Here is a 23650-nt window from a genome sequence, read left to right as displayed (position 1 = left end):
CGTCGGGCCGTGGCGCTCGCGCGCCGGTCGGCGGACGTGAAGCCGATCGTGACGTTCGCGTGAGCGCGCAGGCGCGGCGAGGCAGCGCGGGTGACCGTCGACGAGCTACTCGGTGGTGAACCGGAAGACGACCGTCTGCGCGTAGCGCTGGCCTGGCTTGAGGATGACCTCGTTCTTCCAGGCCGGGACGTTGATCGAGTTCGGGAACTTCTGCGGCTCGAGGCACAAGCCGCTGTACTGGTCGTAGACCGCGCCGCCCTTGCCCTTGATCGACCCGTCGAGGTAGTTGCCGGTATAGAACTGGATCCCCGGCTGATCGGCCTCGATCGTCAGCACCCGACCGGTCTTCGGATCCTTGACCCGAGCCGCCTCGCGGAGCTTGTGCGGGTCGCCGCTGATGACGAGGTTGTGGTCGTATCCGACCGGCTTGCCGCCCACGGCTTTCAGGTCCCTGCCGATCGGCTTGGCGGCGGTGAAATCGAGCGGCGTCCCCTTCACCGGCTTGATCTGGCCCGAGGGGATGTCGGTGGCGTCCGGCGGGGTGTAGCTGTCGGCGTGCAGCATCAGCTCCTGGTCGGCGACGGAGCCCGAGCCGTGCCCTCCCAGGTTCCAGTAGCCGTGGTGGGCCATGTTGACGATCGTGGTCTTGTCGGTCGTGGCCGACATCTCGACCCTGAGCTCGTTCTTGTTGGTGAGCGTGTAGGTCGCGGTCGCGTTGACCGTGCCGGGGTATCCTTCTTCCCCGTCCTTCGATACGTACGTGAGCTTGATGGACGGGCCGTCCGGCGTCTCGGTCGCTTCCGCGTCCCAGACGACCTTGTCCCAGCCTTTCTTGCCGCCGTGCAGCGTGTGGGCGCCGTTGTTCGCGGAGAGCTTGTAGGTCTTGCCATCGAGCTGGAACTGCGCGTTCTTGATGCGATTGGCCACGCGGCCGACCGTCGCCCCGAAGTACGGGCTGCTCTTCAGGTACCCGTCGAGGTTGTCGTGGCCGAGGACGATGTCGCCCATCTTCCCTGTCTTGTCGGGGACGTGGAGCTCGGTCACCGTCGCGCCGTAGGTCATCACCTTCGCGACCAGGCCGTTCGCGTTCGTGAGCGTGTAGAGGATCACCTCTTTGCCATCGGCGTTGCCGAAGGGCGACTTGGAGACGGGAGCGGGCTTTGCGTTCACTGCTTCACCACCAGGTAGCTCGGATCTGGCGGCCGGGGCCGCTGGAGAGGCGCCCGTCGCGGGGGCCGCCGTCGGCGCAGGCGGCGCTGCCGCAGGGGGCGTGTCGACGGTCTGCGCGCCGCCGCATGCGCCGGCGAGGCACGCCGTCATCGTCAATCCGAACCACGAACTCGTCCTACCTATCGCCATGCTGTTCCCTCCGCCTGGATTGTCTCACCTGGATCGGCCCCGCCTGAGCGCGCGCAGCGCGGGCGAGCCCCCGCGATCTCGCCATGGCTTGCGTTCACGACACCCGAGCAGAATCGGTGCAGAGATCGATCCCGATACCAAGGACCAAGAGTCCGGTGCGCACGACGGCTACCCGGGACAAACCGGCAGGACACCCTGAGACGAAATTGTGAGCGTTCACATTGTTCGTGTCAACTCAAATGAACCGGCGCAAGGCGAGCCCCGATCCCGAAATTGGAATCCACATCGAACAATACCGTGGCCCTGCGCCCGCCCTCTTGACGCGCCGCTCCGGAGGAGACTTGCCAGCCATCCGACTCCAAGCTGTGCCTGATGATGGCGCTCTCGCCGCTCGCGGCGTGCGCGTCGTCTTCCTCGACCACCGCGCCGCTACCCGAGGATCACTCGAGCGAGCGGGCACGCGAGCGGTGCCACGGTGTCAGCGGGGTATCGTCAGGTGCTCTGAGCCTGCGTAGTGCCCGGTTGATGTCCCGATCCTCGTCGCAGGCGGCGCGAAGGGTGCGGCATCCGTGCATCAGGGCGTCGACGGAGGAGCTAGACGGCCACGTGGAGGGGCTGCAGCACCGCCGGCGGGTGCTGCGTTTGCCCCGCCGAGCACCGCCCGCCGGAGCTGTTCTCTACGCCCGCGCGCTGTTCTCGAGCTCTGCACGCGCGGCGCTGACCACGGACATGAACTCGCGCGCGCGCTCCGTGAGGACCTCGTCCTTGCCCGCCGCGAGCGCCGCGGCGTCCACGAGCTCGCCGCCGACCCCGAGCGCCACGGCGCCGGCCTCGATGAAATCCCTGGCTGTCGTCAGGTTGACCCCGCCGGTCGGCATCATCTTCACCTCCGGGAGCGGCGCGCGCAGGGCGCGCAGGTACTTCGCGCCCCCCATCGCGGAGCACGGGAACAGCTTCACCGTGTCGGCGCCGGCGTTCCACGCGGTGATCACCTCGGTCGGCGTGAGCGCCCCCGGGAAGACCGCCTTCCCGAGATCGTGCGCCGCGCGGATGACCTCCAGGTCGAGCCCCGGGCTCACGATGAACTCGGCGCCGGCCTCGATGCACCGGCGGGCCGCGTCCGCGGTGAGCACGGTGCCCGCGCCGACGAGGACGTGGTCCCCCATCCGCGAGGCGATCTCGCGCATGGCGGACAGGGCGTCGGGGACGGTCATCGTGATCTCGACGACCTCGATGCCGCCCGCGCACAGCGCGCGAGCGGCCCGCACGGCGAGCTCTCCGCTCGGCGCGCGCACGACGGGGACGATGCCGATCTCCTCGATGCGGCGGACGACTTGCTCCCTGCTCATCGCTCGATCCTCGCGCCGGCTCCGCTCATGGCCCTCCGCACCTCGGCGAGCGACGCCATCGAGGTGTCGCCCGGGGTCGACATCGCCAGCGCGCCGTGCGCGACGCCGCACTCGAGCGCCCACTGCGGGCTCTGCTCGGTCAAGAGGCCATAGATGATCCCCGAAGCGAACGAGTCGCCGCCGCCCACGCGGTCCAGGATCTCGATGTCTCGCTGCGGGACCTCGTGGAACTCGCCCTCGTAGTACAGGATGCCACCCCAGCCGTTCACGCTGGCGGTCCTGGCCGACCGGAGGCTCGTGGCGACGACCGAGATGTTGGGGTACGCCGCGACGACCTCGGAGATCATCCGGCGGAAGCCGCTCGTGTCGAGCTGGCTGTAGCTGCTGTCCACGCCGGACACCTCGAAGCCGAGGCCCGCGACGAAGTCCTCCTCGTTGCCGAACACGCAGTCGACGTACGGCATGAGGGCGCGATTGACCTCGCGCGCCCGCCGCTGGCCGCCGAAGTTCTTCCACAGCGAGGGCCGGTAGTTGAGGTCGTAGGAGATCCGCACGTCATGCGCGCGCGCAACCTCCATGGCCTCGTGCGCCACGCCGGCCGTGGTCTCCGAGAGAGCGCAGAAGATGCCGCCGGTGTGGAACCAGCGCGCGCCGCGCTCGCCGAAGATCGTCTTCCACGGCACGTCGCCGGGCCTGAGCTTGGACGCCGCGCTGTGGCCGCGGTCCGAGCACCCGGCGGCGGCGCGGGGCCCGAAGCCGCGCTCGGTGAAGTTGAGGCCGTTGCGCACGTCCCGGCCCACGCCGTCGTAGTCGACCCAGCGCAGGAAGGACGTGTCGACCCCGCCCTGGAGCATCAGGTCCTCGATGAGGCGCCCGACGGCGTTGTCCGCGAGCGCCGTGACGATGGCGGTGCGGAGCCCGAAGCAGCGCCGGAGCCCCCGCGCCACGTTGTACTCTCCCCCGCCCTCCCCGACGTCGAACGTCCGCGCCGCGTGGACGCGGCGCTCACCCGGGTCGAGGCGCAGCATCACCTCGCCGAGGCTCACCTGGTCCCACTGGCAACCTTTTGCACTGCGAATCTGCATCTTCTTCTCCTCAACGGCTCATCCAGCCGCCGTCGACGACCAGCGCGTGGCCGTGGATGTACTTGGTTGCCTCTGCGCACAGCGCCGTCCTCGTCCGAGTGCTGGGCGGCTGACGACCTGCGGATCCGCCCCGCGTTGCTCACGAGGATGTCGAGGCGACCGAGCTCTGCCCCGCAGGCTGTGGAGTGAACGCCGCCCCTTCGATGCATGGATGAGTTATTGAACTAGCGGGCTGTTTGACAAGGCTTTCAACACAGTCTCCGATGCCCCATGCCGTGCGCGTGGCAAGCGAGCCGGCAGCGTGCGGCGCTGCGCTGCGACTATGCTGGAAAAATTATCGAACAGTTCTCCAGCGTCGCTTCTCCAGGGTTGGTGATCGATCCCGATCCCAGGGATGAAGAGCCGCCGCGCATGATGGCCTGCTCAGGGGAGCGCGAAGAGAAACCCCAAGACAAATTGTGAACGTTCACATTGCGAGTGTCAACGAAAAAGGATCGGCGCGAGGCCATCCTCGATCCCGATGGGCGCGCAGCGGCGGCCGGCCACGGCGCCCATGACCCAAGGTCGAGGAGATGGCGGGTCGCCGCCGCCGCGCCGTCGTGTTGGTCGACGGCGACGACCGGGACCGAATCGTCCAGCTCGCCCGCGACAGCGGTGATCCCAGATGCTCCCTACTGGGATAGGCCCTTAACCGGGGGCAAGCGGATTGGAAATTGGAATCTACATCGAACATAACCGCGGCCCGGTGCCCGCCACTCTTGCCGCGGCGCTCCGGAGGAGACTTGCCCGTCACCCGAGTCCGAGCTTGGCCTCAGGGGCGGATTGGTGTTGACATCGCTCATGTGAACGTTCACATTGAGGCCTCCTTATTCTGCTTTGCCATAAGGGGGTCGTCATGCGCAGCGACACCTCCGCTATCGGGATCGCGTTCGGCACCGACTCCAAAAAGACTCCACCATGAAAATACTCACGAGTATTCCGGCGACTTTCGCCAAGTTGTGCCTGATGATGACGCTCTCGCCGCTCGCGGCGTGTGCGTCGTCTTCCGCGACCACCGCGACGCCACCCGAGACGGCGGGCGACGCGAGCAAAGCGGCGGCCCCGCTGGCCGTGCCGGCGGAGCAGCGTGGTCCGATCCTCGACACGCACATCCATCTCTACCAGGTCACGCGTCCGGGCGGCGTCGTTTGGCCGGAAGCCAAGCAGAAGCCGATTTACCGCGACGTGTTGCCCCCGGAGTATGAAGCCATCGCGAAGCAGAATGGCATCATCGGCACCGGCATCGTCGAAGCCAGCCCCGTCGTCGACGACAACTTCAAGGTCCTCGAGGCGACGAAGGGCAACGACTTCTTCAAGTTCCTCGTCGCGCAGCTCGAGATCGGCTCGCCGAGCTTCAGCGCCGATCTGGCGCGCCTCGTCGCGGACCCGCGCGTGGTCGGCATTCGCGGCTTCCTCTGGAGCCCGAAGCTGGCGCTCGACGCCAAGCAACTCGCCTCGCTGGAGGAGCTCGCGGCCAAGGGCATGACCCTCGACATCATCAGCCGCGGCACCCTGAACCCGAAGGACAAGGTCGAGGCGCTCGCAACCGCGGTGCCCAAGCTCCGTATCATCATCGATCACCTGGCGGGCGCGAAGGGGCCGACGCCGGATCCGGCTTGGGTCGATGCGATGCAGCGGCTGGCCAGGCACCCGAACATCTACATCAAGTTCTCGTCGTTCTTCGACATGTACAACCCGGCCGCCACCGAGGACGATCCCTGGAAGGCGCCGACCGACCTCGCGTCGTACAAGGCGCACTTCGACGTGCTGATGAAGGCCTTCGGCGAAGACCGGCTGATCTGGGGCAGCAACTGGCCCGTGGTCGACATGGGTGGCAGTCTCGCTTCGGAAATCGAGATCGCCGAGCTCTACCTCAAGGAGTTTGGTCAGGAAGCACGTGACAAGGTCATGTACAAGAATGCGCAAAAATTCTACGCGCGTCACCCCTGAACAGCGGCGTTCCGAGCGCCACGGCGAAGGCGGCGCCTGCCGCCCCGCTCACGGATCGTAGAGCAACGCCACGTCGCTTCGGCTTCGGCCATTCGACATGGCGCTCTGTTCTTTAGCAGAACGAAGCGGCCCCGGCTGCGGAGCGCGCCGTGAAAGCCGCGAGTGAACGAAGTCGCTCAGTGAGGCAATGACATCATGAAAGCCCTGACGATCACGGGTCCGTCGGTTGCACAGGTGAGCCAGATCCGCGAGCCCAAACCGGCGCACGATGAGGTGTTGATCCGCGTGCAACGGGTCGGTTTGTGCGGCTCCGACTTGAACACGTTCTTGGGCAAGAACCCGATGGTGACGTACCCTCGGGTGCTGGGGCACGAGGTGGCCGGCACGATCGTGGAGCTCGGCTCGGGCGTCGAGGCGGACTGGCGCGTCGGTACCGACGTCACGTTCACGCCGTACACGGCGTGCGGCGGGTGTCCCTCGTGCCGCGCGGGACGGCGCAACGCCTGCCGCGACAACAAGACCATGGGCGTACAGCGCGACGGCGCGCTGACCGAGCTCGTGGCCGTGCCGTACCAGAAGCTCTTCACGTCACGGGAGTTGAGCCTCACGGAGCTCGCGCTCGTCGAGCCGTTCTCGGTAGGCTTTCACGCGGCGGCGCGAGGGCGCGTCGAGGCCGGGGAGACCGTGCTGGTGATGGGCTGCGGCGGCGTGGGGCTCGGGGCCATCGCCGGCGCGGTGAGCCGCGGCGCGCGCGTGATCGCGCTCGACACGCAGGACGAAAAGTTCGCGCTCGCCAGGGCGCTCGGCGCGCGGGAGGCGGTGCTCGGGAACGCCGATGCACGTGAGCGCGTGATGGACCTGACGAACGGCGACGGGCCGGATGTCGTGATCGAAGCCGTGGGCGCGACCGCGACTTACCGCAACGCGGTGGAGTGGGTGAAATTTTGCGGTCGAGTCGTGTACATCGGGTACGGCAAAGAGCCGGTGAGCTACGAGACCAGGCTGTTCGTGATGAAGGAGCTCGACATCCTCGGCTCGCGCAACTGCCTGAACGAGTTCTCGGACGTGATCGCCTTCTTCGAGCGACGCACGTTCGATCCGAACATCCTGATCTCGAAATCGATCCCCATCGAAGGCGTGCCCGAGGCGCTCGCCGACTGGGCTGCCCACCCCGGTCGAACGTCCAAGATCATGGTGGGCATGTCATGAGCGTGCGCGATTCGGCGCCTTCACTGAAGGGATTTCGGATGAAGACGATCAACCAGCTTCTGCAGATGAAGAACCTGCTCTCAAAGCACGACCCCGAGTCGACCGTGTTGCCGAGCGCGACCGGGAGCCTCGCGGACACGAGCCTCGCGTGGGTGCGCGCCCGCTGAGCCGCCGGAGCACTGACATGGGCAATCCGATTCTTCAGTTCGGCACGAGCCGGTTCCTGCAGGCCCACGCGGACCTTTTCATCTCGGAGGCGCTTCTCGCCGGCAGCGCGCTCGGGACGGTCACCGTGGTGCAGACCACGTCGAACCCCGAGAGCCGCGCGCGCGTCGATGCGCTGCGCGCGCGCGGGCGTCACCCCGTGCGGATCCGCGGGCTGTGCCGCGAAGAGGTCGTCGACACGACGATCGAATGCGGCTCGATCACGGAGGCGCTCGACGCGAACACCGATTGGCCGCTCGTGCGCGAGCGCTTCGCGAAGGATGCGCGCGTCGTGATCTCGAACACGAGCGACAGCGGATACGTCTGCTCGCCCGAGGACACAGCGACATTGCTCGCGCCCGGCGCGGGCGTGCCGCGCGGGTTCGCCGCGAAGCTCGTCGTACTGCTGCGCGCACGCTTCGAGGCGGGCGCCGCGCCGCTCACGCTGCTGCCTTGCGAGCTCGTCTCGAACAACGGTGACACGCTGCGTGCGCTCGTCGCCGGCGTCGCGCGCCAATGGGACGCCGATGCCGCCTTCCTGCGCTACATCGAGCACACGTGCATCTGGGTGAATTCGCTCGTCGACCGGATCGTCTCCGAGCCGATCCGCCCCGTCGGCGCGATCGCCGAGCCCTACGCGCTCTGGGCGATCGAGCGGCGCGAGGGGATGGTGCTGCCGTGCCAGCATGAAGCGATGATCGTGACGGACGACCTGCTCCATTACGAACGCTTGAAGCTGCTGTTGCTGAACCTCGGGCACACCTACCTCGCCGAGCGCTGGCAGCTCGGCGGGCGCCCCGCGGACGAGAACACGCTGCACGCGATGCGCGATCCGGCCTTGCGCGCCGATCTCGAGGCGCTCTGGCGCGACGAGGTGGTGCCCGTCTTCGATGCGCTCGGCAAGGGTGCTGCCGCGCGGGCCTACCTCGACGAGGTGCGCCAGCGCTTCCAGAACCCATTCCTCGATCACCGGCTCTCCGATATCGCGCGCAACCATGGCGAGAAGAAGCGACGCCGCTTCGGGCCCGTGATCGAGCTCGCGCACGAGCTCGGCCTGAACCTCGAGCAGCCCCGGCTGCACGCGGCGCTCCGCGCGGCCGTGCCCGCATGAGCATGCGAGGCTGCCACAGGCGGCTTCGCTCAATCGACGGGCCGCGCGAGCCGCCGCGATCGCCGCGCCGATAACCAAGACAACCCGATGCGGTCGCCGTTGCACCGCCCGCGCGACGTACCGCAAGGCAGCGCCGCTCGACGGGCAGCGCGCGAGAGCTGCCGATCGCACGAACAGATGCCGTATCAAAGGAGACATGCAGATGAGAAAGATGCGTTGGGTCGTGCTTCTTCTGTGCTTTCTCGCCGTCGCCATCAACTACATCGATCGCGCCAATCTGGCGGTCGCGGCGCCCCAGATCGAGAAGGAGCTCGGCATCGGCCCCGCCCAGATGGGGTTTATCATGAGCGGCTTCTTCTGGACCTACGCGCTCATGCAGATGCCGTTCGGCTGGTTCGTCGACCGTGTGGGCGCACGCATCGCGCTGCCGATCGCCGTCGGCTGGTGGTCGCTCTTCACCGCGGCGACCGCCGGCGCGTCGAGCGTCGCGGCCATGTTCGGCTGCCGATTGCTGCTCGGCGTAGGCGAAGCCGGCGCCTACCCGGCCTGCGCCAAGCTTGTGAGCCAATGGTTCAAGCCGCGCGAGCGCGCGCTCGCGACGGGCATCTTCGACAGCGGTGCGCGCGTCGGCTCGGCGCTGTCGATTCCCCTGGTCGCGCTCATCGTCGACACGCTCGGATGGAAGACGGCCTTCATCATCACGGGCCTGTTCGGCGCGGTGTGGATCCTCGGCTGGGTCGTCATCTACCGCAGCCCCGCACATGGCGACATGACGGGCGAGCAGGACGTCGTCCACGCAGCGCCCGCCGAGGACGCGCAAAACAACGTGACGTGGGCGTCGCTTTTCCGCCATCGCACGCTCTGGGGCATGATGCTCGGCTTCTTCTGCCTCAACTTCACCAACTACTTCTTCATCACGTGGTTCCCGAGCTACCTCGTGCAAACGCGCGGCTTTTCGCTCAAGTCGCTCGGCACGCTCGGCATGATCCCCGCGCTGATGGCGATTCCGGGCGGCTGGATCGGCGGCTTCGTCTCCGACGCGCTCTATCGCCGTGGCTGGAGCCTCACCGCGGCACGCAAGACCTGCATGGTCGGCGGCATGCTGGTGTCGTCGGCGATCACGTTGTCGGCAATGACCTCCAACATCTATCTGATGCTCGCCTTCTTCGGCATCTCCTACGCGAGTCTTGCGTTCGCTGGCGCCAGCGTCTGGTCCCTTCCCGGCGACGTCGCGCCCACGCCGCGCCATGTGGCTTCGATCAGCGGCATCCAGAACTTTGCGTCGAATCTGGCCGGCATCGTCATCACGACGTTCACCGGCGTGATGCTCTCGCTGACCAAGGGATCGTTCACGATCCCGCTCGTCGTGGCGGGCGGCTTTTGCCTGCTCGGCGCGTTCAGCTACCTCGTCATCGTCGGCAAGATCGAGCCGCTCCAGGTCGGCGCCGATCGCCGCGAGGTCCCCCAGCCCGGAGTTTGACAGAGAATTTTCGCCCAATAGCGCAGCATGAGGTCGTCCATCCGGCTCGGTGACCGGAGGAGGCTAGGCGGGCCGTTCGACGTGCGGCGGAGCGAGGCCGAGCCTGGCCTCCGACAGGCGCTTTCGGCTCAAAGGGTGACGCCCCGCTTCCAAAGTGCGATCTCGCGCTCGCCGTTCTCCTCGGCGCGGGTTGGACGGCCCGAGGCGGTGGCCAACACCAGGTCCATCAGGGCGTCGGCGGCCGCGTCCATGGATTCGCCCGAAGCGATGCGACCGGCGTCGAAGTCGATCCAGCGCTGCTTGCGCTGGGCTAGGCTGGAGTTGGTGGCGAGCTTGAGGGTCGGCACGGGGAAACCGAGGGGCGTGCCCCGGCCGGTGGTGAAGAGGATGACCGTCGCGCCGGCGGCTGTGAGCGCTGTGGACGAGACCGCATCGTTGCCGGGGGCCTCCAGCAGAGCCACGCCCGGCGTGCCGCGGATCTGCCCGCCGTAATGGACCACCTCGGTCACCGGGGCGCGGCCGGCCTTCTGCACCGCGCCCAGGGACTTCTCCTCCAGCGTTGTGATGCCGCCGGCGATGTTGCCGGGCGAGGGGTTCTCCGACACCGGCTCGCCGTGGGCGATGAAGTAGCTCTTGAAGTTGTTCACCACGCCGACGATGTCCTCATAGACCGCCTCGCTCTCGGCGCGGGTCATGAGCAGGCGCTCGGCGCCGAAGATCTCCGGGATCTCGGTCAGGATGGCCGAGCCGCCGGCGGCGCAGACCTTGTCAGCGATGCGGCCCACCAGCGGGTTGGCGGTCAGCCCCGAGAAGCCGTCCGAGCCGCCGCACTTGAGACCGATCACCAGGTCCGAGGCGGGGCAGGGCTCGCGGCGGTCCTGCTCGACGATCCTCACCAGTTCCTCGACGGCCTCGAGGCCCGCCTCGAGCTCGTCCTCGGCCGTCTGGGCGGTGAACGACCGCAGGCGATTGGGATCGAGGTGCGAGGCGCTCCCGAGGAGCGGGCCGAGCTGGTTGTTCTCGCAGCCCAGGCCGATGATCAGCGCTCCGCCCGCGTTCGGGTGGCCGGCCAGGGCCACGGTCATCCGGCGGGTGGCCTCGAGATCGCCCCCCAGCTGGGAGCAGCCGAAGGGATGGGTAAGGGCGTAGACCCCGTCCACCCGGCCCTTGAAGCGTTTGTCCGCCTCGGCGGCCACCTTCTGGGCGGTGCGCGAGACGCAGCCCACCGTCGACAGGATCCAGATCTCGTTGCGGGTGCCCACCCGCCCGTTCTTCCGCCGGTAGCCCATGAAGGTGCGGTCCTCGGTGGCAGGAAGGGGCTCAGGGTTCGTGGGCTCGTAGGCGTAGGTGTCGAGGCCGGAGAGCGCGGTGGCCAGGTTGTGCGTGTGCACGTGGTCGCCCGGCTGGATGTCCACTGTCGCCCGTCCGATTGGCCAGCCGTACTTCCGCACCAGCTCGCCAGCGGCCATCGCGCGCAGCGCCACCTTGTGCCCGGCGGGGATGTCGACGCGGGCGGTGATCGCGCCGGCCACCGAATCACCGGCGGTTATGCCGCGCACGGCGACGGCCACATCATCTCGGGGATCGATCTGCAACAGGGAGGCTGCCAAGCTCATGTCATCGACGGTAACCGGTGTCGTTTGGCGCGGCAAGTCTGCGCGACGCCGCAAGGACGGGTGTCGCGAGGAACCGCCATGGCCAGGCCGCTGATACTGCACGAAGACCGCCTGTCCCCGCCCGAGCTTGCGGCGCGGGGCGTCGCGCGGCGACGGTCGACGGCGGGACGACGCAGAACAACGACGCTTCGTTCACGATCGAGCGGGAATGCGATCGTGAAATTCACCGCCTCGTGCTGAGCTCCCCACCTCGCTGCTCGTGCTCGATTCCTCCGCGAAACAGTCAGTCGCCAATCGTATTCGCGCCGTTCAGGAGCGGTACGCCGAAGTTCGGCGTTCCGTCTGCGTTCCATTCGAGCCGCTGGACGCGCGTGTGACGGTTCGGGTCGTAGAGCGGGTCCCCCGTGATCTTCTCGTAGTTCCGCGCGTGGTACACGAGCACGTCGATCGATCCATCCGCCGAGGTCGTGAACGAGTTGTGGCCCGGGCCATACAGCCCGTTTGCGCTGACGAACACTGGATTCTCGTTCTTCGTCCACGAGCTTGCGCTCAGCAGGTCGTCCGTCGCGCTCCCCGTGAGCAGGCCGAGGCAGTAGCGGTCGTCCGTCGCGCTCGCTGAGTAGCTGATGAAGACCCGCCCATTCCGCTCGAGCACGGCAGCACCTTCGTTGACCGCGAACCCCGCCGTCTCCCAGGCGTGCTCGGGCCTGGCGATCCGCACGTTGGGCCTGGCCAGCGTCCACGGGTTCACCATGGCCGCGATGAACAAGCTGCTGTTGTCGCCCACGACGCTGGGGTCCTCCTGCGCCCACACGAGATAGCGCTTGCCGTCGTGCTCGAACGTCGTCGCGTCGAGCGCGAAGGTGTCCGAGTCCGTCACGATCTGCCCTCGCTCGATCCACGTGCCATCCATCGGGTTGGCCGATGAGTTCTCGAGCGCATACATGCGAATGGCCCAGATGTTGGTCGAGCTTCCGGCGGCGAAGTAGATGTACCACTTGCCGTCGATGAAATGTAGCTCGGGCGCCCAGATGTGCGCCGCCATCGGGCCGGTCGCGTGCTTCGTCCAGACGACCTTCGGGGTCGCGCTGGCCAGGCCTCGTATCGTGGTCGCGCGCCTGATCTCGATGTGATCGTACGTCGGCACGCTCGCGGTGAAGTAGTAGTAACCGTCCGTATGCCGCTTGATGTGGGGATCGGCGCGCTGCGAGATCAAATAGCCGAGCGGTTCGAGCGCGAACGACGCCTCCGAGTTCTCGACCGCCGTACCGTCGAGCACGTGCGCATAGATCTGGTAGTTCAGGTGCCGGAGATAACGTGTCGCATCTGAGTACCACTGCAGCGACACCATCGTCGGATCCCCGTTCAGCGCGGGCACGATCCGGAACGTGGCGTCCCTCCGGAACGTGGTGGTATCCGTGAACACGTCGATCCACAGAAGGTGACTCCTCTCTTCGGGTGGGGTCTGCCAGAGCCCGCTAGCCCGGTTGGACGTCTCATTCTGCAGCGGGTACCGGGTCGAATTCATCCTGTCGACGTGCAGGTAGCGACCGCCGAAACTCACAGGCTCGAACGACACCAGCGTCGGATCATCCGGGTTCGCCAGGCCGGGCACCACTCTCCACTGGAAGTCGGCAGGAAGCTGGTTGTTTGCCCTGTCGTCGAGGTTGGTGATCATCGCGTGATAATAGGAGTGCGCGACGTAGAGCGGGGCGTCCTCCTTGTGCGTCGTGCGAATCTGGTAGCCCCCTCCGACGTCGTCGTCGAGATTGGAGAGCTCGAGAACAGCGGGGGAGGCGAGGGCCGCATACTCGGGGTCCTCGCTGGCCGGTGAGTCGAAGACGACGCGTACGGGCTGAGCTCCGTCAACCTGCCAGTCATCGACGCTGCTCAAGGTCACGGTCTGCGCCGTGCTCCAGTTCGCCTCCGTGAACGTCAGGTCCGCATGGCTCAGCGTCGCCTCGGTCGTGTCGCTGACGCTGAGAGCGATCGTCACGGGCGCGCTCGGCTGCGATGCGAGGAGCACGGTGAATGTCACGGGCGCGCCGCGCTCGGCGAGGGTCCCCGACGGGTCGCTGACGACGATCGCTGCCGTCCCTGGACCGTCGTCGTCCGTGTTCGTGATGTCAGCGGACTCCGCGACGAGGCCGTCGCACGCTGGGTCTGCAGAGACCGAGGGCCCGAAGCGGACGCGGAAGATCTGATCCCCATCGCTCTCCGCATCGTCCACCCCCGTGACCGTGATCTCTCGAGGGACGCTCCAATCTTCCACCGTGAAGGAGATGGTCGCCGGCGAGACGAAGCCTTCGGTCGCATCCGAGCTCGAGACCGGCACCATGATCGGCGCGCTCGGCGCGCCGTCGAGCGCCACGCGCACGGTCACCCGCCCGCCGGACTCCGAGGTGCTGAGCGCTGTGCCCGCCGTCATGATCCGCAATGAATTGGTCGACGCGTCCGGCGCATCGGTCGAGGGCCCATCCGAGCACCCGACCACCACGAGCAGTGCGGCGAAGGCGAAAGCTGCCGCCGTGAGCGCAACCCGTGGCGCAGAGAGGGAAGTGCACTCTGGATGGGAAGATCTCGGTGCGCGCATGATAAGGGGAAACTCTACCCGTCAGTGGGTCCGGTAGAATGTTCAGTAGTGGGCGATGATCGCGTCGAGCTCCGCCTGCGTGACCCGGACCGCGTTCGCGTGGCGCACGCCGGACGGAAAGCGGTACTGCGCGCTCGGGAGCTCCGTCCAAGAGCCCGGATCCGCGTCGAGATCCGTCGTGCTCCAGCACCCGAACACACCGCCGTTCAGGTAGTAGTCGGCGAACAGGTACCATCGACTCTGCCGCGGATCCTTGATGACAAACGGCCCCTCCGTCGCTCGTCTACTGCTCTGCGTCGACCCGCGCGTGATGTAGTCCGGACTCCATCGCGTGAACGTCGCCGGATCGAGCGCGAGCGTCGAGGAGCGCGCGATCTGGATGTCCTTGCCCGATCCGGTGAGCGCACTCCCGCTGCTGTCCGTCTCGTCCTTGAAGAAGAGGTAGTTGCGGTCATTCCATTGCGTGATCGTCGCGTCGATGACGCTGTAGCCCGGATCTAAGAGCACGTCGGGTGTCGGGTTGACGATGGTGACGAAGTCCTCGGTGTAGCTGACGTAGATGCGGTTCGCGCCCGTGGTGTCGTTCCCGGACCAGATGATCGCATAGAGCTTGCGATCGGGGTCGTAGTAAGCCTCCGGGGCCCACGCGTGCATCGGGGTGGCCCTGGGGCCCGGAAGGTTCGTGAGCGTGATCAACCGGGGATTCGTGAAGGTGATGAGATCGGTCGAGTCCGCCACGAAGATCTTGGAGCTCGGATGGTTCCAGTAGTTCGAGTCGTTCTCCGAGAGCGTCCAGTCCGTGGCGATATAGGTGTACGTTCCATCGTTCTTGCGGAACAGGAACGGATCGCGGATGTGATTCGTGCCCATCCCGGTGAGCTGGTACGCAGGCTGGCCATTGGCGAGGGTCGACCAGTTTAGCCCGTCGGTGCTGTAGGCGAGATGCAGCGAATCGCTCGCCACGTCCTGATGCGGCCCGAAGTAGCTCAGCACCCAGGCACCCGGGGAGCAGCTGGTTGCATTCATCGTGGCCGTGTGGTCGCCGTTCGTACACTTGACGCAGCTGCGGTCCGTGGTGCTGCTTCCCCCCGTGCCGACGAGCTCCCCTGGCACGCAGTCGGTCCACGCGACGCATGTCGTTGCGGGATCGGCGTCGTCGTCCCAGGTGCCGTCCGCGCAATCGACAGGCGCGGCGGTCCCGCCTGCGCAGTACGTGCCCGGCGAGCAGCCGTCACACTGCGCGGGCGTGGTGCTCGTCCCCGGCGCGGTCTGCCTCGTCCCAGGCGCGCAGGGCGTGTGCATCCTGCAGCTCGGCGCGTTCATCGTGTCGCTGAAGGTGTGCTCCGGGCACGCCGTGCACCGCCGGTCCGCCGTGGGCGAGCCCTCGGCGCTAGCGAAGGTGCCTGCGGTGCAGCCTGTCCATGCGACGCAGCTCGTCGCGCTATCGCCATCGTGATCCCAGGTGCCCTCGGAGCACGCGGGGGGCTCGGCATCGGGTCCTGCGTCTCCGCCGGTCGTCGTCACCGGGTCGCTGCACCCGGAGGTCCATAAGAGCGCCACTAGGAATCGTGCTCTCGATCTGCTTCCCGAACGTGCCATCTCGCTCCTCTGTTTCCCGCGTAGTTGCTGCGCCGATGGACGCCGGCGCCCGCCCGGTCCGATGTCCGGAGCTCGGGATCACATCCTGGTCCACAGCTGGTTCGAGCGAGCGGAGCCGTGCCGGGATCGATCCCGAGGACGAGCGCCCTGCGCGCTCGACGGCCTGTCCTGGACAAAGCGAAGGGGTGGTTCGCGAGCAATTGTGAGCGCTCACATCAGCGGCGTCAACCGAAATGGCCCGGCGACGAGCTCACGGCCGCCGCGGCGAGCTCCGGAGCTTGCGCCCGGATTCCCTCGACGACGAGCTCGGCGAACACCCTCGCCGAGAGAGGGCGAACGAGGGAGGATCGCTCCTCGTGACGCCGCGCTCCAGAGGCGTCCCGCCAGCATCTTCTCCCTCGGGCTGGAGGACACCGCGTGCCGGTCGATTGGAATTGACGTTGTCGATGTGAACGCTCACAATCGACCCGATTGGTATCCTTTTGCTTCGCCATCGTCAGCAAGAGGAAGGCGGATCGCGTAAGGAACCTTCTGTCACCTGAGGTGAGCGTGGCGATTCGCCAGTGACAGCGCCGGCGCCATGTTGTCGCAACCTTGCTTGGTTCGAGAGAGCAAATTCACACACAGGAGAGAACTCCATCATGAGCCGAAATTGGACTGCCTGGGGCGCCTTGCTGGCAGCCATGCTGGGGTCGGTACCCTCCGCGGGAGCGGCGACGTTGCAGCAGGTCAAGGACTGGGGGGTGAGCGGTCTGCCTGGTGACGTGAGCATGTACGTCTATGCCCCGGACCACGTGGCGCCGAATCCTCCGATTCTGACTCTGGTGCATTACTGCGGCGGGACCGCCAGTGCAGTGTTTGGTCAGGCGCGGGGCGGGGGCATCGTCGACGCGGCGGACGACTATGGCTTCATCATGGTCGTCCCCAGCAGCGGAAGATGCTGGGACGTCGTCTCGGACAAGACTCGCACGCGCGAAGGCGGTGGCGACAGTCACGCCATCAGGCAGATGGTGAAGTACGCGCTCGACACGTACGGAGGCAACGCGGATCGCGTCTATGCGACGGGAGATTCGTCCGGCGGCATGATGACCGAGCTCCTGCTTGCCCTCTACCCGGACGTCTTCAAAGCAGGCGCCGCGTTCGCGGGCATGCCGGCCGGGTGCCGCGCAGCCAACGAATCAGGCAACAGCGGCGGATATAGCGGAGCGTGCGCGGGCGGCTCGGTGACCCACAACGCGCAAGAATGGGGGGACATCGCCCGTGCGCTGGCCCCCGGGTATGCGGGACATCGCCCGCGGCTGCAGCTTTTCCACGGCGACGCGGACACTATCATCAGGTACCCGAACCACACGGAGGCCATCAAGCAATGGACCAATGTTCTGGGCGTGGGCGCGAGCCCGACGTCGACCGATACGGGAGTCCGGCTCGGCAATCACGATGCGACGCGGCAGCGCTGGGAGAATGAGTGCGGCTACGTGGTCCTCGACGCGTTCACCTCGATTGGCGGTGATCACGGCCCATCCGACGCGTTATTCCCCGCTGAGTACGTCATCCCCTTTCTGGGTCTCGACAAGACCGGGCCGGTCGATCCCGAGATAGAGGAGTGCAGCGGTGGGGCGGGCGGAAGCGGCGGCGCGGGTGGAACCGGCGGCGCGGGCGGAACCGGCGGAGAGGGTGGGGGAGGCGGACAGGGGCAGGGCGGCACGAGCGGCGGGACCGCTGGGAGCACGGGGTCGAGCGGCACCGCAGGCGGAAGCGGCACCGCAGGCGGAAGCGGCGGGAGCAGTGGAACGGGTGGCGCCGTCACGGCTGGTGGCCCGGCCGGTAGCGCTGATTCTGGGTCGTGCGCGGTCGGCAGGGCCGATTCAGGGGAGTCCGTCAAGACTTCCCTGGTTGCTCTGGCAGTTGCACTTTCGACCTTGATCCGTCGTCGTCGGAGGACAATGGCAGCCCGGTGACCTACATGCACTGGCAGCCGGGCCAGCCGGACAACCCCGCGAACGAGCGCTGGGTGAAGATGGTTGCCGACGGCAGCTGGGACGACGGCAACATCGACACCTCGTACATCTGCGCGTGGGACGACTGACGCCCAGAGCAGCGTGGCTGTACGGTGGGACCGGTGATTCCGGGGGCCCTTCACCGCGGGCGACGCGGCGCACGAAGGGAGAGTCGTACTGGCCAATCAGGATCATGGAGGCTCGTTTAACCGAGCCTGCCGCCCGCGGCTACCAGACAGCGCACGTCTTGGTCGGCCGCATCGGCGTGCCCGGCGCGCACTTGAAGGCCTCGCCGAACTCCGGGAGGTTCGCGAGCGGCCCGTTGACGCGGAACCGCGGCGGGGAGTGCGGGTTCACCTGGACCATCAGCCGGAGCGCCTCGTCGCGCAGCTTGCCGCACCAGGACTGCCCGTGCGCGAGGAAGAACTGCTGATCTTCCGTGAAGCCGCTCGCGACCGTCTGCTCCGCCGCGCCCTTGCGCATCGCGCGGTACGCCATGAACGCGAGCTTCACGCCCCCGAGATCCGCGATGTTCTCGCCCAGCGTCAGCTTGCCGTTCAGCTTCAGCCCCGGCAGCGCCTCGAAGGCCGAGTACTGCGCCTCGACGCAGGCGGTCTTCTCCTTGAACGCCGCCCCGACCTCCTTCGACCACCAGTCCTCCAGGTTGCCCTTCTGGTCGAACTGGGAGCCCTCGTCGTCGAACCCGTGCGTGAGCTCGTGCCCGACCACCATGCCGATGCCGCCGAGGTTCACCGCCGCGGCCGAGCTCACGCTGTAGAACGGCGGCTGCAGGATGCCAGCCGGGAAGACCATGTGGTTGCGCTGCGGGTCGTAATAGGCGTTCACGGTCGGCGGGCTCATCTGCCACTCGTCGCGATCGAGCGGCTTGTCGATCTTCCCGAGGTCCCACTGCGTGTGGAAGGCGCGCGCGGCGAGCGCGTTCTTCGCGTACGACCTCGGATCGACCTCGAAATCGTAGCTCCTCCACTTGTCGGGATATCCGATGAGGTACGCCATCGCGGCGAGCTTGGCGAGCGCGCGCTGCCGCGTGCCCTCATCCATCCAGTCGAGCGCCCGGACGTTGCGCGCGAACGCGTCGCTGATCTGGTGCACCATCGCCTCGGCCGCAGGCTTGCTCGCGCCGGGGAAGCTCGTCTTGACGAACGGCTGCGCGAGCAGCTCGCCGAGCGCGTTGTCGGTCGCGTCCACGCAGCGCTTCCAGCGCGGCCGCACCTCCTTCTGCCCGGTGAGCGCGGCCTGCAGCGTGAAGCTCTCGTCGACGAACGCCTTGGGCAGCGCGGGCGCCATGGAGCGCACCACGTGCCACGAAAGGTAGCTCTGCCACGCGGCGGGCTTCACCGACGTGAGCAGCCGGGAGAGCCCCTCGAAGAACCGGACGGAGGTCACGTTGACCTCCTTGACGTCCTGGAGGCCGAGCCCCTGGAAATACGCGTCCCACGAGAACGCCGGCGCGGCCTTCGCGAGCGCCGCCCGGTCGAGCTTGTTGTAGAGGCCCGCCGGGTCCCGTCGCTCGACCCGCGTCTTCGAGATCTTCGCGAGCTCGGTCTCGATCTGCAAAACGTCGAGCGCCGCCGCCTTCGCCGCCGCCTCCTGCGCCCCGGCGAGCCGCATCATCCGCGCGACGTGCTCCTCGTAGGTCTTGCGGAGCGCCTTCGATTTGTCGTCCTCGTTGAGGTAGTAGTCGCGGTCTGGCAGGCCGAGCCCGCTCTGGTCGAGCTGCGCGATGACGCGCGTCGCGTCCTTCATGTCCTGCGCGGATTCGACGTCGAACAGCGCCCAGATGCGGCGGCGGTGGAGCTCGGTGACGAGCGCCCCGAGGCCCTTCGGGTCGCGCACCCGCCGCGCCTTCGCGAGGAGGTCCGCGACGGGCTTCGCGCCGGCGGCCTCGACCGCGGGCTCGTCCATGCACGCGCCGTAGTAGGCGCCGATCTTCTTGGTCACCGGATCCCGGTCGCCGGCGCTCGCGGCGTCCTCCAGGATGCGCCGGAGCTCCGCCTCGTTGCGCTTCTCGATCTCGTTGAAGCTCCGCATCCAGTAGGACTCGTCCCCCGGGATCTCGGTCTTCGCCAGCCATCCGCCGCACGCGAACTGGTAGAAGTCCTCGCAGGGGTTCGCCGATCGGTCGAGCGCGGCCTCGTCGAGCCCGACGCTCTCGAGCTTCGTTTCGACGACAGGGAGGCCCTGCGGCGCCGGCGGCATCAGCGCCTTCACCGCGGGGGGCGGGGGCGCCGGCGGCGGGCTCGCGGCGGGGCCGCAGGCCGCCAGCGCGGACAGGGCCACGGTGAGCGCGAGGGGAGCGGCAGGCTGTCGGTGCGTGCGCATACAGCGCTCTACCACGGGCCGGCCGTTGCGCGGGCTCGCCGATGGCCGCCCGCCGTGGGATCCCGCGCTGTCGCGCCCGCATCTGCCCGGAGCGGGCCCGGCCTCACTCCCGGTCGAGCTTGCCCATCAGGCTCAGGGTGAAATAGGCCCCCATGTACTTGAGGTGCGGGCGCACCTCGAGGTGGACCCGGTACCAGCCCGCGCTCCCCTCGACCTCGGTCACAGAGGTCCGCCCCTTGCGGAGCGGCCTGCGCGAGCGCACGGCGGGCGACACGACATCCATGTCCGCGACATACTGGCTGAGCCAGCCGTTCAGCTCGCGCTCGAGGTCGCCGCGCTCCTTCCAGGTGCCGATCTGCTCGCGCTGCATGACCTTGAGGTAGTGGGCGAGCCGGCTGACGAGGAAGACGTAAGGCAGCTGTGTGCCGAGCCGGTAGTTGATCTCGGCGGCGCGCCCCTCATCGCTCTGGCCGAAGTACTCGGGCTTTTGCGCCGAGTTCGCGGAGAAGAAGCACGCGTTGTCCGTGTCCTTGCGGAACGTGAGCCCGATGAAGCCCTCCTCGCTGAGCTCGAACTCGCGGCGCTCGGTCAGCATGATCTCGGTCGGGATCTTCGTCTGGATGGCGCCGAGCGCCTCGTACTCGTGGAGCGTGAGCCCCTCGACCGTGCCGCGCGGATAGGACAAGCAAACGCGTTCCGCAAAGTGAAGATTCTCGGAGCCGTTCCTGACTCGTGCAGTCCGACTGCACGAGCTCATTGACAGAACGGGCCTTATGCGATCAGGCAGGTCTTCCACGCCTGAAACGCCTGGGATTACCGCGACGTAGCACCAAGCGGAAGGCATCCTACCGTATAGCTGTACCCTACTGGTCGTGCTGTGCCCCGCGAAGAGCAGCGTGTGCAGCTGCTCGAAGATCTGCTGGTCGTCGAGCGCCGTCCCGTCCTCCTGGCGGGCTTCCAGGAGCAGACTCAGGATATCGGTGCGCTCGGCGGGCTCGGCGCGGCGGCGGGCGAGCTCCGGATCGAGGAAGCTGCGCAGGCCCCGGGTCGCGCGCAGCCTGCGCGCCCACGGAACAGGGCGCGCAGACCCTCCACGCTGCCGGTGGCCAGCACCGGTTTGCCGTCCATCTTCGGGAGCGACATCGGATCGCCGTAGCGCTTCCGCATGCGAAGCGTGTAGCCGTTCGGGTCGGAGATCCCCTGCAGGTTCATCAGGATGCTGTTGGTGGGGCCTTTGGGCAAAGCGCTCATGGGGCGTGTTCCTTTCGATTGTACTGCCAGCTCAGGCTCTCCAAATTGGCGTAGTTGTAGGGGGTAGGACATGCAGCGCGGCCAGGCAAGGCTGGTCCGAAAGGAGTGAGACAGACGATGGTCTCATGAGATTCGGTTCATCGTCCAGCGGGTGCAATGCTGGGAGGCACGCCACGTCGCGGCGAGCAGCAGGCTTGCGCTGCGACAGAAAACTCCGCTCCGGCAATATTTGCTCTCGTGGTGAGCCGGTCCGATGGCGATCTGCTACTGCCATCGTTGAAACCACAACAACACCGTGCGCGACCTCTTCGGCGGCACGACGGGGGGCGGCCTTCTCGCTGTCGAGCGAGGATGTCGGAGATCGCTTTGGCAACGACGCGGACTTTCCACTACACGGCTGGACGACAGGAGTGGTTATCATGTCGAAATTCCGCTTGAGCCGACGTGCCATGCTGCGAGGCGCCGGCGCCATTGCCGTCGCGCTGCCGTGGCTGGAGATCATGGGAACCGAGCGCCCGGCGCGCGCGCAACCCGCCCCCGCCCGGCGCTTCCTCGCCGTCTACACGCCCGGCGGGACCCTGATCGACCGCTGGCGTCCGACCGGCACCGAGACGAGCTTCACCCTGGGTCCCATCCTGGCGCCGCTCGCGCCGGTGCAGGACCGGCTGCTCGTCGTCGACGGCCTCGACATGAAGAGCGCGCTCGGGGAGCAGCACCAGAGCGGGATCATCGCCTGGCTCACGGGCACGCCGCAAGAGCTCGCGTCGAACGGCGGCTACGCGACGGGGCCGTCCATCGATCAGGTGATCGCCTCCCGGATCTCCGCCGGTCGGACGGCGGAGGCGAGCATCCAGCTCGCGGTGCGCTGGGCGACGGGCAAGTCCCACGGCCTGATGACGCCGATGAACATCGCCAACTTCGAGGACACCGCGCCGTACAGCCCCATCCCGCCGCGCCTCGATCCGGTGGAGATCTTCACCGCTCTCTTCGGCACGCTGGACCCCGGCGCCAGCGACGACGCCGCCCGTCGCCTCGCGCGGAAGCGATCGATCCTCGACTTCCTCGACCGGCGCTACGCCGCCCTCTCTGCGCGCCTCGGCGCGGCCGACAAGCAGAAGATCGACCAGCACCTGACGAAGATCCGCGAGATCGAGCAGAGCCTCAGCACGACGCCGGTCACGACGGCCGCTTGCCGGCACCCGATGCGGGTCGACACGTCCGACTACAACCCGAGCGCGGGGCTCAACTCAGACGACGTCGGCTCGATCGTGGACAGCTCGACCGACGCGGCGATCCCCAAGGTGGGCAAGCTGATGACGGACATGCTGGTGATGGCGCTCGCCTGCGACATCACCGCTGTCGGCACCCTGCAGTGGAGCGACACCGAGGCGAAGTACACGTTGCCGTGGCTGAACCTGACCGAGCACCACCATTTCTACCAGGAAATGGGCGGCTTCAAGCCGGCCGAGTGCGAGTTCATCTACACCTGGTACTCGGAGCAGCACCTCTATCTCTTGCAGGAGATGGAGAAGGTCGACATGGGCGGGCACTCGCTGCTCGACGAGAGCGTCGTCTTCTTCGGCTCCGAGATCTCGGATCCGGCGTCCCACCGCAAGACGAACATGCCGTTCCTGCTGGCCGGCGGCGGCGGGGGCCTGCGCACCGGGCGCTGGGTCCGGTACCCGAGCCTCCCGCACAACAACCTGCTCGTCTCGATCTTGAACCTGTTCGGCGACACCCGGACCAGGTTCGGCTCGCTGGCGCACTGCACCGGGCCGCTCACGAACCTCACGTAGGCATTTAGCCTCGCTGCGGCTGCGCAGATCGGCGGGGATCAGCGCCCCACTGCGATTACCTAGATGAAGCAGGATTGCGCCGCTCTCGAAGGCAGAGGCGTCTCCGTCAGTCAACCACGGCACTTACCTTCTGGAAGGTCTGCGGGCACCTGCAGCTCTACCCGACGGTCTGCGGGGGTCGGATTCACCAGACGAGCGTGGACGTGCTCCGCCGCCCTGATAACGACGGCCCCCGCGGCGCGCTGGGGGAGACTCGAGCGCGAGCTCGCATGCGGCAGTCAAGCCAGCTCGCGCAAGAACGACCCTGCGCCCTGGAGGCCAGGACGTCGAATGCGCCTTCTACCGCCCACTCGCCGGTTGTCGGGGCACCTCGGGTCGGTCGGCGCTGCGCGACCGGGCGCGTTTGCCTCGAACCTGTGGCGCGGGCAGCGCCGCGGGCGCACGTCGAGCACGAGGTGTGTGGCGCCGTTGCGCCGCGGCCTCCGAAGCCGAGCTGCGATGCGGTCGTCGGGCAGCAGAGCGAGGCGCTCCAGGCTGAACGGCGGGCGCGCGCCATAGCGGCACAACGTCTCCAACCCCTCGCGGTCGCCCGCGCACGGTGACGCCGGGACCAGGCCCAGGTAGGAGGCGAGCTGGTGGGCGTGGTGAAAGCGCTTGGCTTCGTCCACC

General features: G+C 67.5%; 19 protein-coding genes and 2 pseudogenes. 10 read left to right on the top strand and 11 right to left on the bottom strand.

Features of this window, described 5'->3' with window-relative positions; all coding sequences use genetic code 11:
* Window positions 1–105: 105 nt before the first annotated feature.
* The 3 genes from WMF28_RS26360 to WMF28_RS26350 form a co-directional block, all read right to left on the bottom strand.
* Window positions 106–1170, bottom strand: coding sequence for an aldose epimerase family protein (locus WMF28_RS26360; protein ID WP_437596077.1), 1065 nt, complete (start codon window positions 1168–1170; stop codon window positions 106–108).
* An 866-nt stretch (window positions 1171–2036) separates the two neighbouring features.
* The gene (locus WMF28_RS26355; RefSeq protein ID WP_437596076.1) at window positions 2037–2708 is read right to left on the bottom strand and encodes a bifunctional 4-hydroxy-2-oxoglutarate aldolase/2-dehydro-3-deoxy-phosphogluconate aldolase; all 672 of its coding nucleotides are present in this window, start codon (window positions 2706–2708) and stop codon (window positions 2037–2039) included.
* On the bottom strand, window positions 2705–3793 hold the full coding sequence (locus WMF28_RS26350) for a PfkB family carbohydrate kinase (protein ID WP_437596075.1): 1089 nt from the start codon (window positions 3791–3793) through the stop codon (window positions 2705–2707). The genes WMF28_RS26355 and WMF28_RS26350 overlap by 4 nt, the downstream gene beginning before the upstream one ends.
* Window positions 3794–4063: 270 nt before the next feature.
* Here WMF28_RS26350 and WMF28_RS26345 point away from each other — a divergent pair, with 270 nt between their 5' ends.
* The 6 genes from WMF28_RS26345 to WMF28_RS26320 all read left to right on the top strand — a co-directional run bounded on the left by WMF28_RS26345 (window position 4064) and on the right by WMF28_RS26320 (window position 9786).
* A complete protein-coding gene (locus WMF28_RS26345; protein ID WP_437596074.1) occupies window positions 4064–4255 on the top strand; it encodes a hypothetical protein in 192 nt (63 codons plus the stop codon).
* Between the two features lie 495 nt (window positions 4256–4750).
* Window positions 4751–5782: an amidohydrolase family protein gene (locus tag WMF28_RS26340; protein ID WP_437596073.1), complete on the top strand. Its 1032-nt coding sequence runs from the start codon at window positions 4751–4753 to the stop codon at window positions 5780–5782.
* 195 nt (window positions 5783–5977) lie between these two features.
* Complete coding sequence (locus WMF28_RS26335; RefSeq protein ID WP_437596072.1) at window positions 5978–6991, top strand: zinc-binding alcohol dehydrogenase family protein; 1014 nt, start codon at window positions 5978–5980, stop codon at window positions 6989–6991.
* Between the two features lie 38 nt (window positions 6992–7029).
* A complete protein-coding gene (locus WMF28_RS26330) occupies window positions 7030–7158 on the top strand; it encodes a hypothetical protein (RefSeq protein ID WP_437596071.1) in 129 nt (42 codons plus the stop codon).
* Between the two features lie 17 nt (window positions 7159–7175).
* The gene (locus WMF28_RS26325) at window positions 7176–8306 is read left to right on the top strand and encodes a mannitol dehydrogenase family protein (RefSeq protein ID WP_437596070.1); all 1131 of its coding nucleotides are present in this window, start codon (window positions 7176–7178) and stop codon (window positions 8304–8306) included.
* Window positions 8307–8508: 202 nt separating this feature from the next.
* Window positions 8509–9786, top strand: a complete 1278-nt coding sequence (locus tag WMF28_RS26320) for an MFS transporter (RefSeq protein WP_437596069.1) — start codon at window positions 8509–8511, stop codon at window positions 9784–9786.
* A gap of 128 nt (window positions 9787–9914) precedes the next feature.
* Here the strand turns inward: WMF28_RS26320 and WMF28_RS26315 are convergent, their stop codons facing one another.
* The 3 genes from WMF28_RS26315 to WMF28_RS26305 form a co-directional block, all read right to left on the bottom strand.
* Complete coding sequence (locus tag WMF28_RS26315; protein ID WP_437596068.1) at window positions 9915–11402, bottom strand: UxaA family hydrolase; 1488 nt, start codon at window positions 11400–11402, stop codon at window positions 9915–9917.
* Between the two features lie 283 nt (window positions 11403–11685).
* A complete protein-coding gene (locus tag WMF28_RS26310) occupies window positions 11686–13830 on the bottom strand; it encodes a family 43 glycosylhydrolase (protein ID WP_437596067.1) in 2145 nt (714 codons plus the stop codon).
* Between the two features lie 207 nt (window positions 13831–14037).
* On the bottom strand, window positions 14038–14988 hold the full coding sequence (locus tag WMF28_RS26305) for a glycoside hydrolase family 43 protein (protein ID WP_437596066.1): 951 nt from the start codon (window positions 14986–14988) through the stop codon (window positions 14038–14040).
* A gap of 97 nt (window positions 14989–15085) precedes the next feature.
* On the opposite strand from WMF28_RS26305, the gene WMF28_RS26300 reads away from it, so the two are divergent.
* From WMF28_RS26300 to WMF28_RS26290, 3 genes are all read left to right on the top strand, one after another.
* Window positions 15086–15451: a hypothetical protein gene (locus tag WMF28_RS26300; protein WP_437596065.1), complete on the top strand. Its 366-nt coding sequence runs from the start codon at window positions 15086–15088 to the stop codon at window positions 15449–15451.
* Between the two features lie 784 nt (window positions 15452–16235).
* The gene (locus WMF28_RS26295) at window positions 16236–17552 is read left to right on the top strand and encodes an extracellular catalytic domain type 1 short-chain-length polyhydroxyalkanoate depolymerase (protein WP_437596064.1); all 1317 of its coding nucleotides are present in this window, start codon (window positions 16236–16238) and stop codon (window positions 17550–17552) included.
* Complete coding sequence (locus WMF28_RS26290; protein WP_437596063.1) at window positions 17549–17680, top strand: hypothetical protein; 132 nt, start codon at window positions 17549–17551, stop codon at window positions 17678–17680. The genes WMF28_RS26295 and WMF28_RS26290 overlap by 4 nt, the downstream gene beginning before the upstream one ends.
* A 139-nt stretch (window positions 17681–17819) precedes the next feature.
* Here WMF28_RS26290 and WMF28_RS26285 read toward each other — a convergent pair whose 3' ends face one another.
* The 3 genes and pseudogenes from WMF28_RS26285 to WMF28_RS26275 all read right to left on the bottom strand — a co-directional run bounded on the left by WMF28_RS26285 (window position 17820) and on the right by WMF28_RS26275 (window position 21185).
* Complete coding sequence (locus WMF28_RS26285; RefSeq protein WP_437596062.1) at window positions 17820–19934, bottom strand: M13 family metallopeptidase; 2115 nt, start codon at window positions 19932–19934, stop codon at window positions 17820–17822.
* Between the two features lie 103 nt (window positions 19935–20037).
* Window positions 20038–20604: pseudogene (locus WMF28_RS26280) on the bottom strand (type VI secretion system contractile sheath domain-containing protein); the annotation flags it as partial.
* Window positions 20605–20903: 299 nt separating this feature from the next.
* A complete protein-coding gene (locus tag WMF28_RS26275; protein WP_437596061.1) occupies window positions 20904–21185 on the bottom strand; it encodes a hypothetical protein in 282 nt (93 codons plus the stop codon).
* Window positions 21186–21634: 449 nt separating this feature from the next.
* Between WMF28_RS26275 and WMF28_RS26270 the strand changes: the two genes are divergently transcribed.
* Entirely contained in the window at window positions 21635–22981 is a 1347-nt protein-coding gene (locus WMF28_RS26270; RefSeq protein WP_437604314.1) for a DUF1552 domain-containing protein, read from the top strand.
* A 9-nt stretch (window positions 22982–22990) separates the two neighbouring features.
* Here the strand turns inward: WMF28_RS26270 and WMF28_RS26265 are convergent.
* Window positions 22991–23104, bottom strand: a pseudogene (locus WMF28_RS26265) (glutathione S-transferase family protein); the annotation flags it as partial.
* A gap of 155 nt (window positions 23105–23259) precedes the next feature.
* A complete protein-coding gene (locus WMF28_RS26260; RefSeq protein ID WP_437596060.1) occupies window positions 23260–23649 on the bottom strand; it encodes a transposase in 390 nt (129 codons plus the stop codon).
* Window position 23650 lies beyond the last annotated feature (1 nt).

The organism is Sorangium sp. So ce590 (assembly GCF_051521365.1).
GTDB lineage: Bacteria > Myxococcota_A > Polyangia > Polyangiales > Polyangiaceae > Sorangium.
The sequence above is the reverse complement of the archived record's forward strand: the minus strand, read 5'-3'. Positions and strand labels throughout refer to the sequence as shown.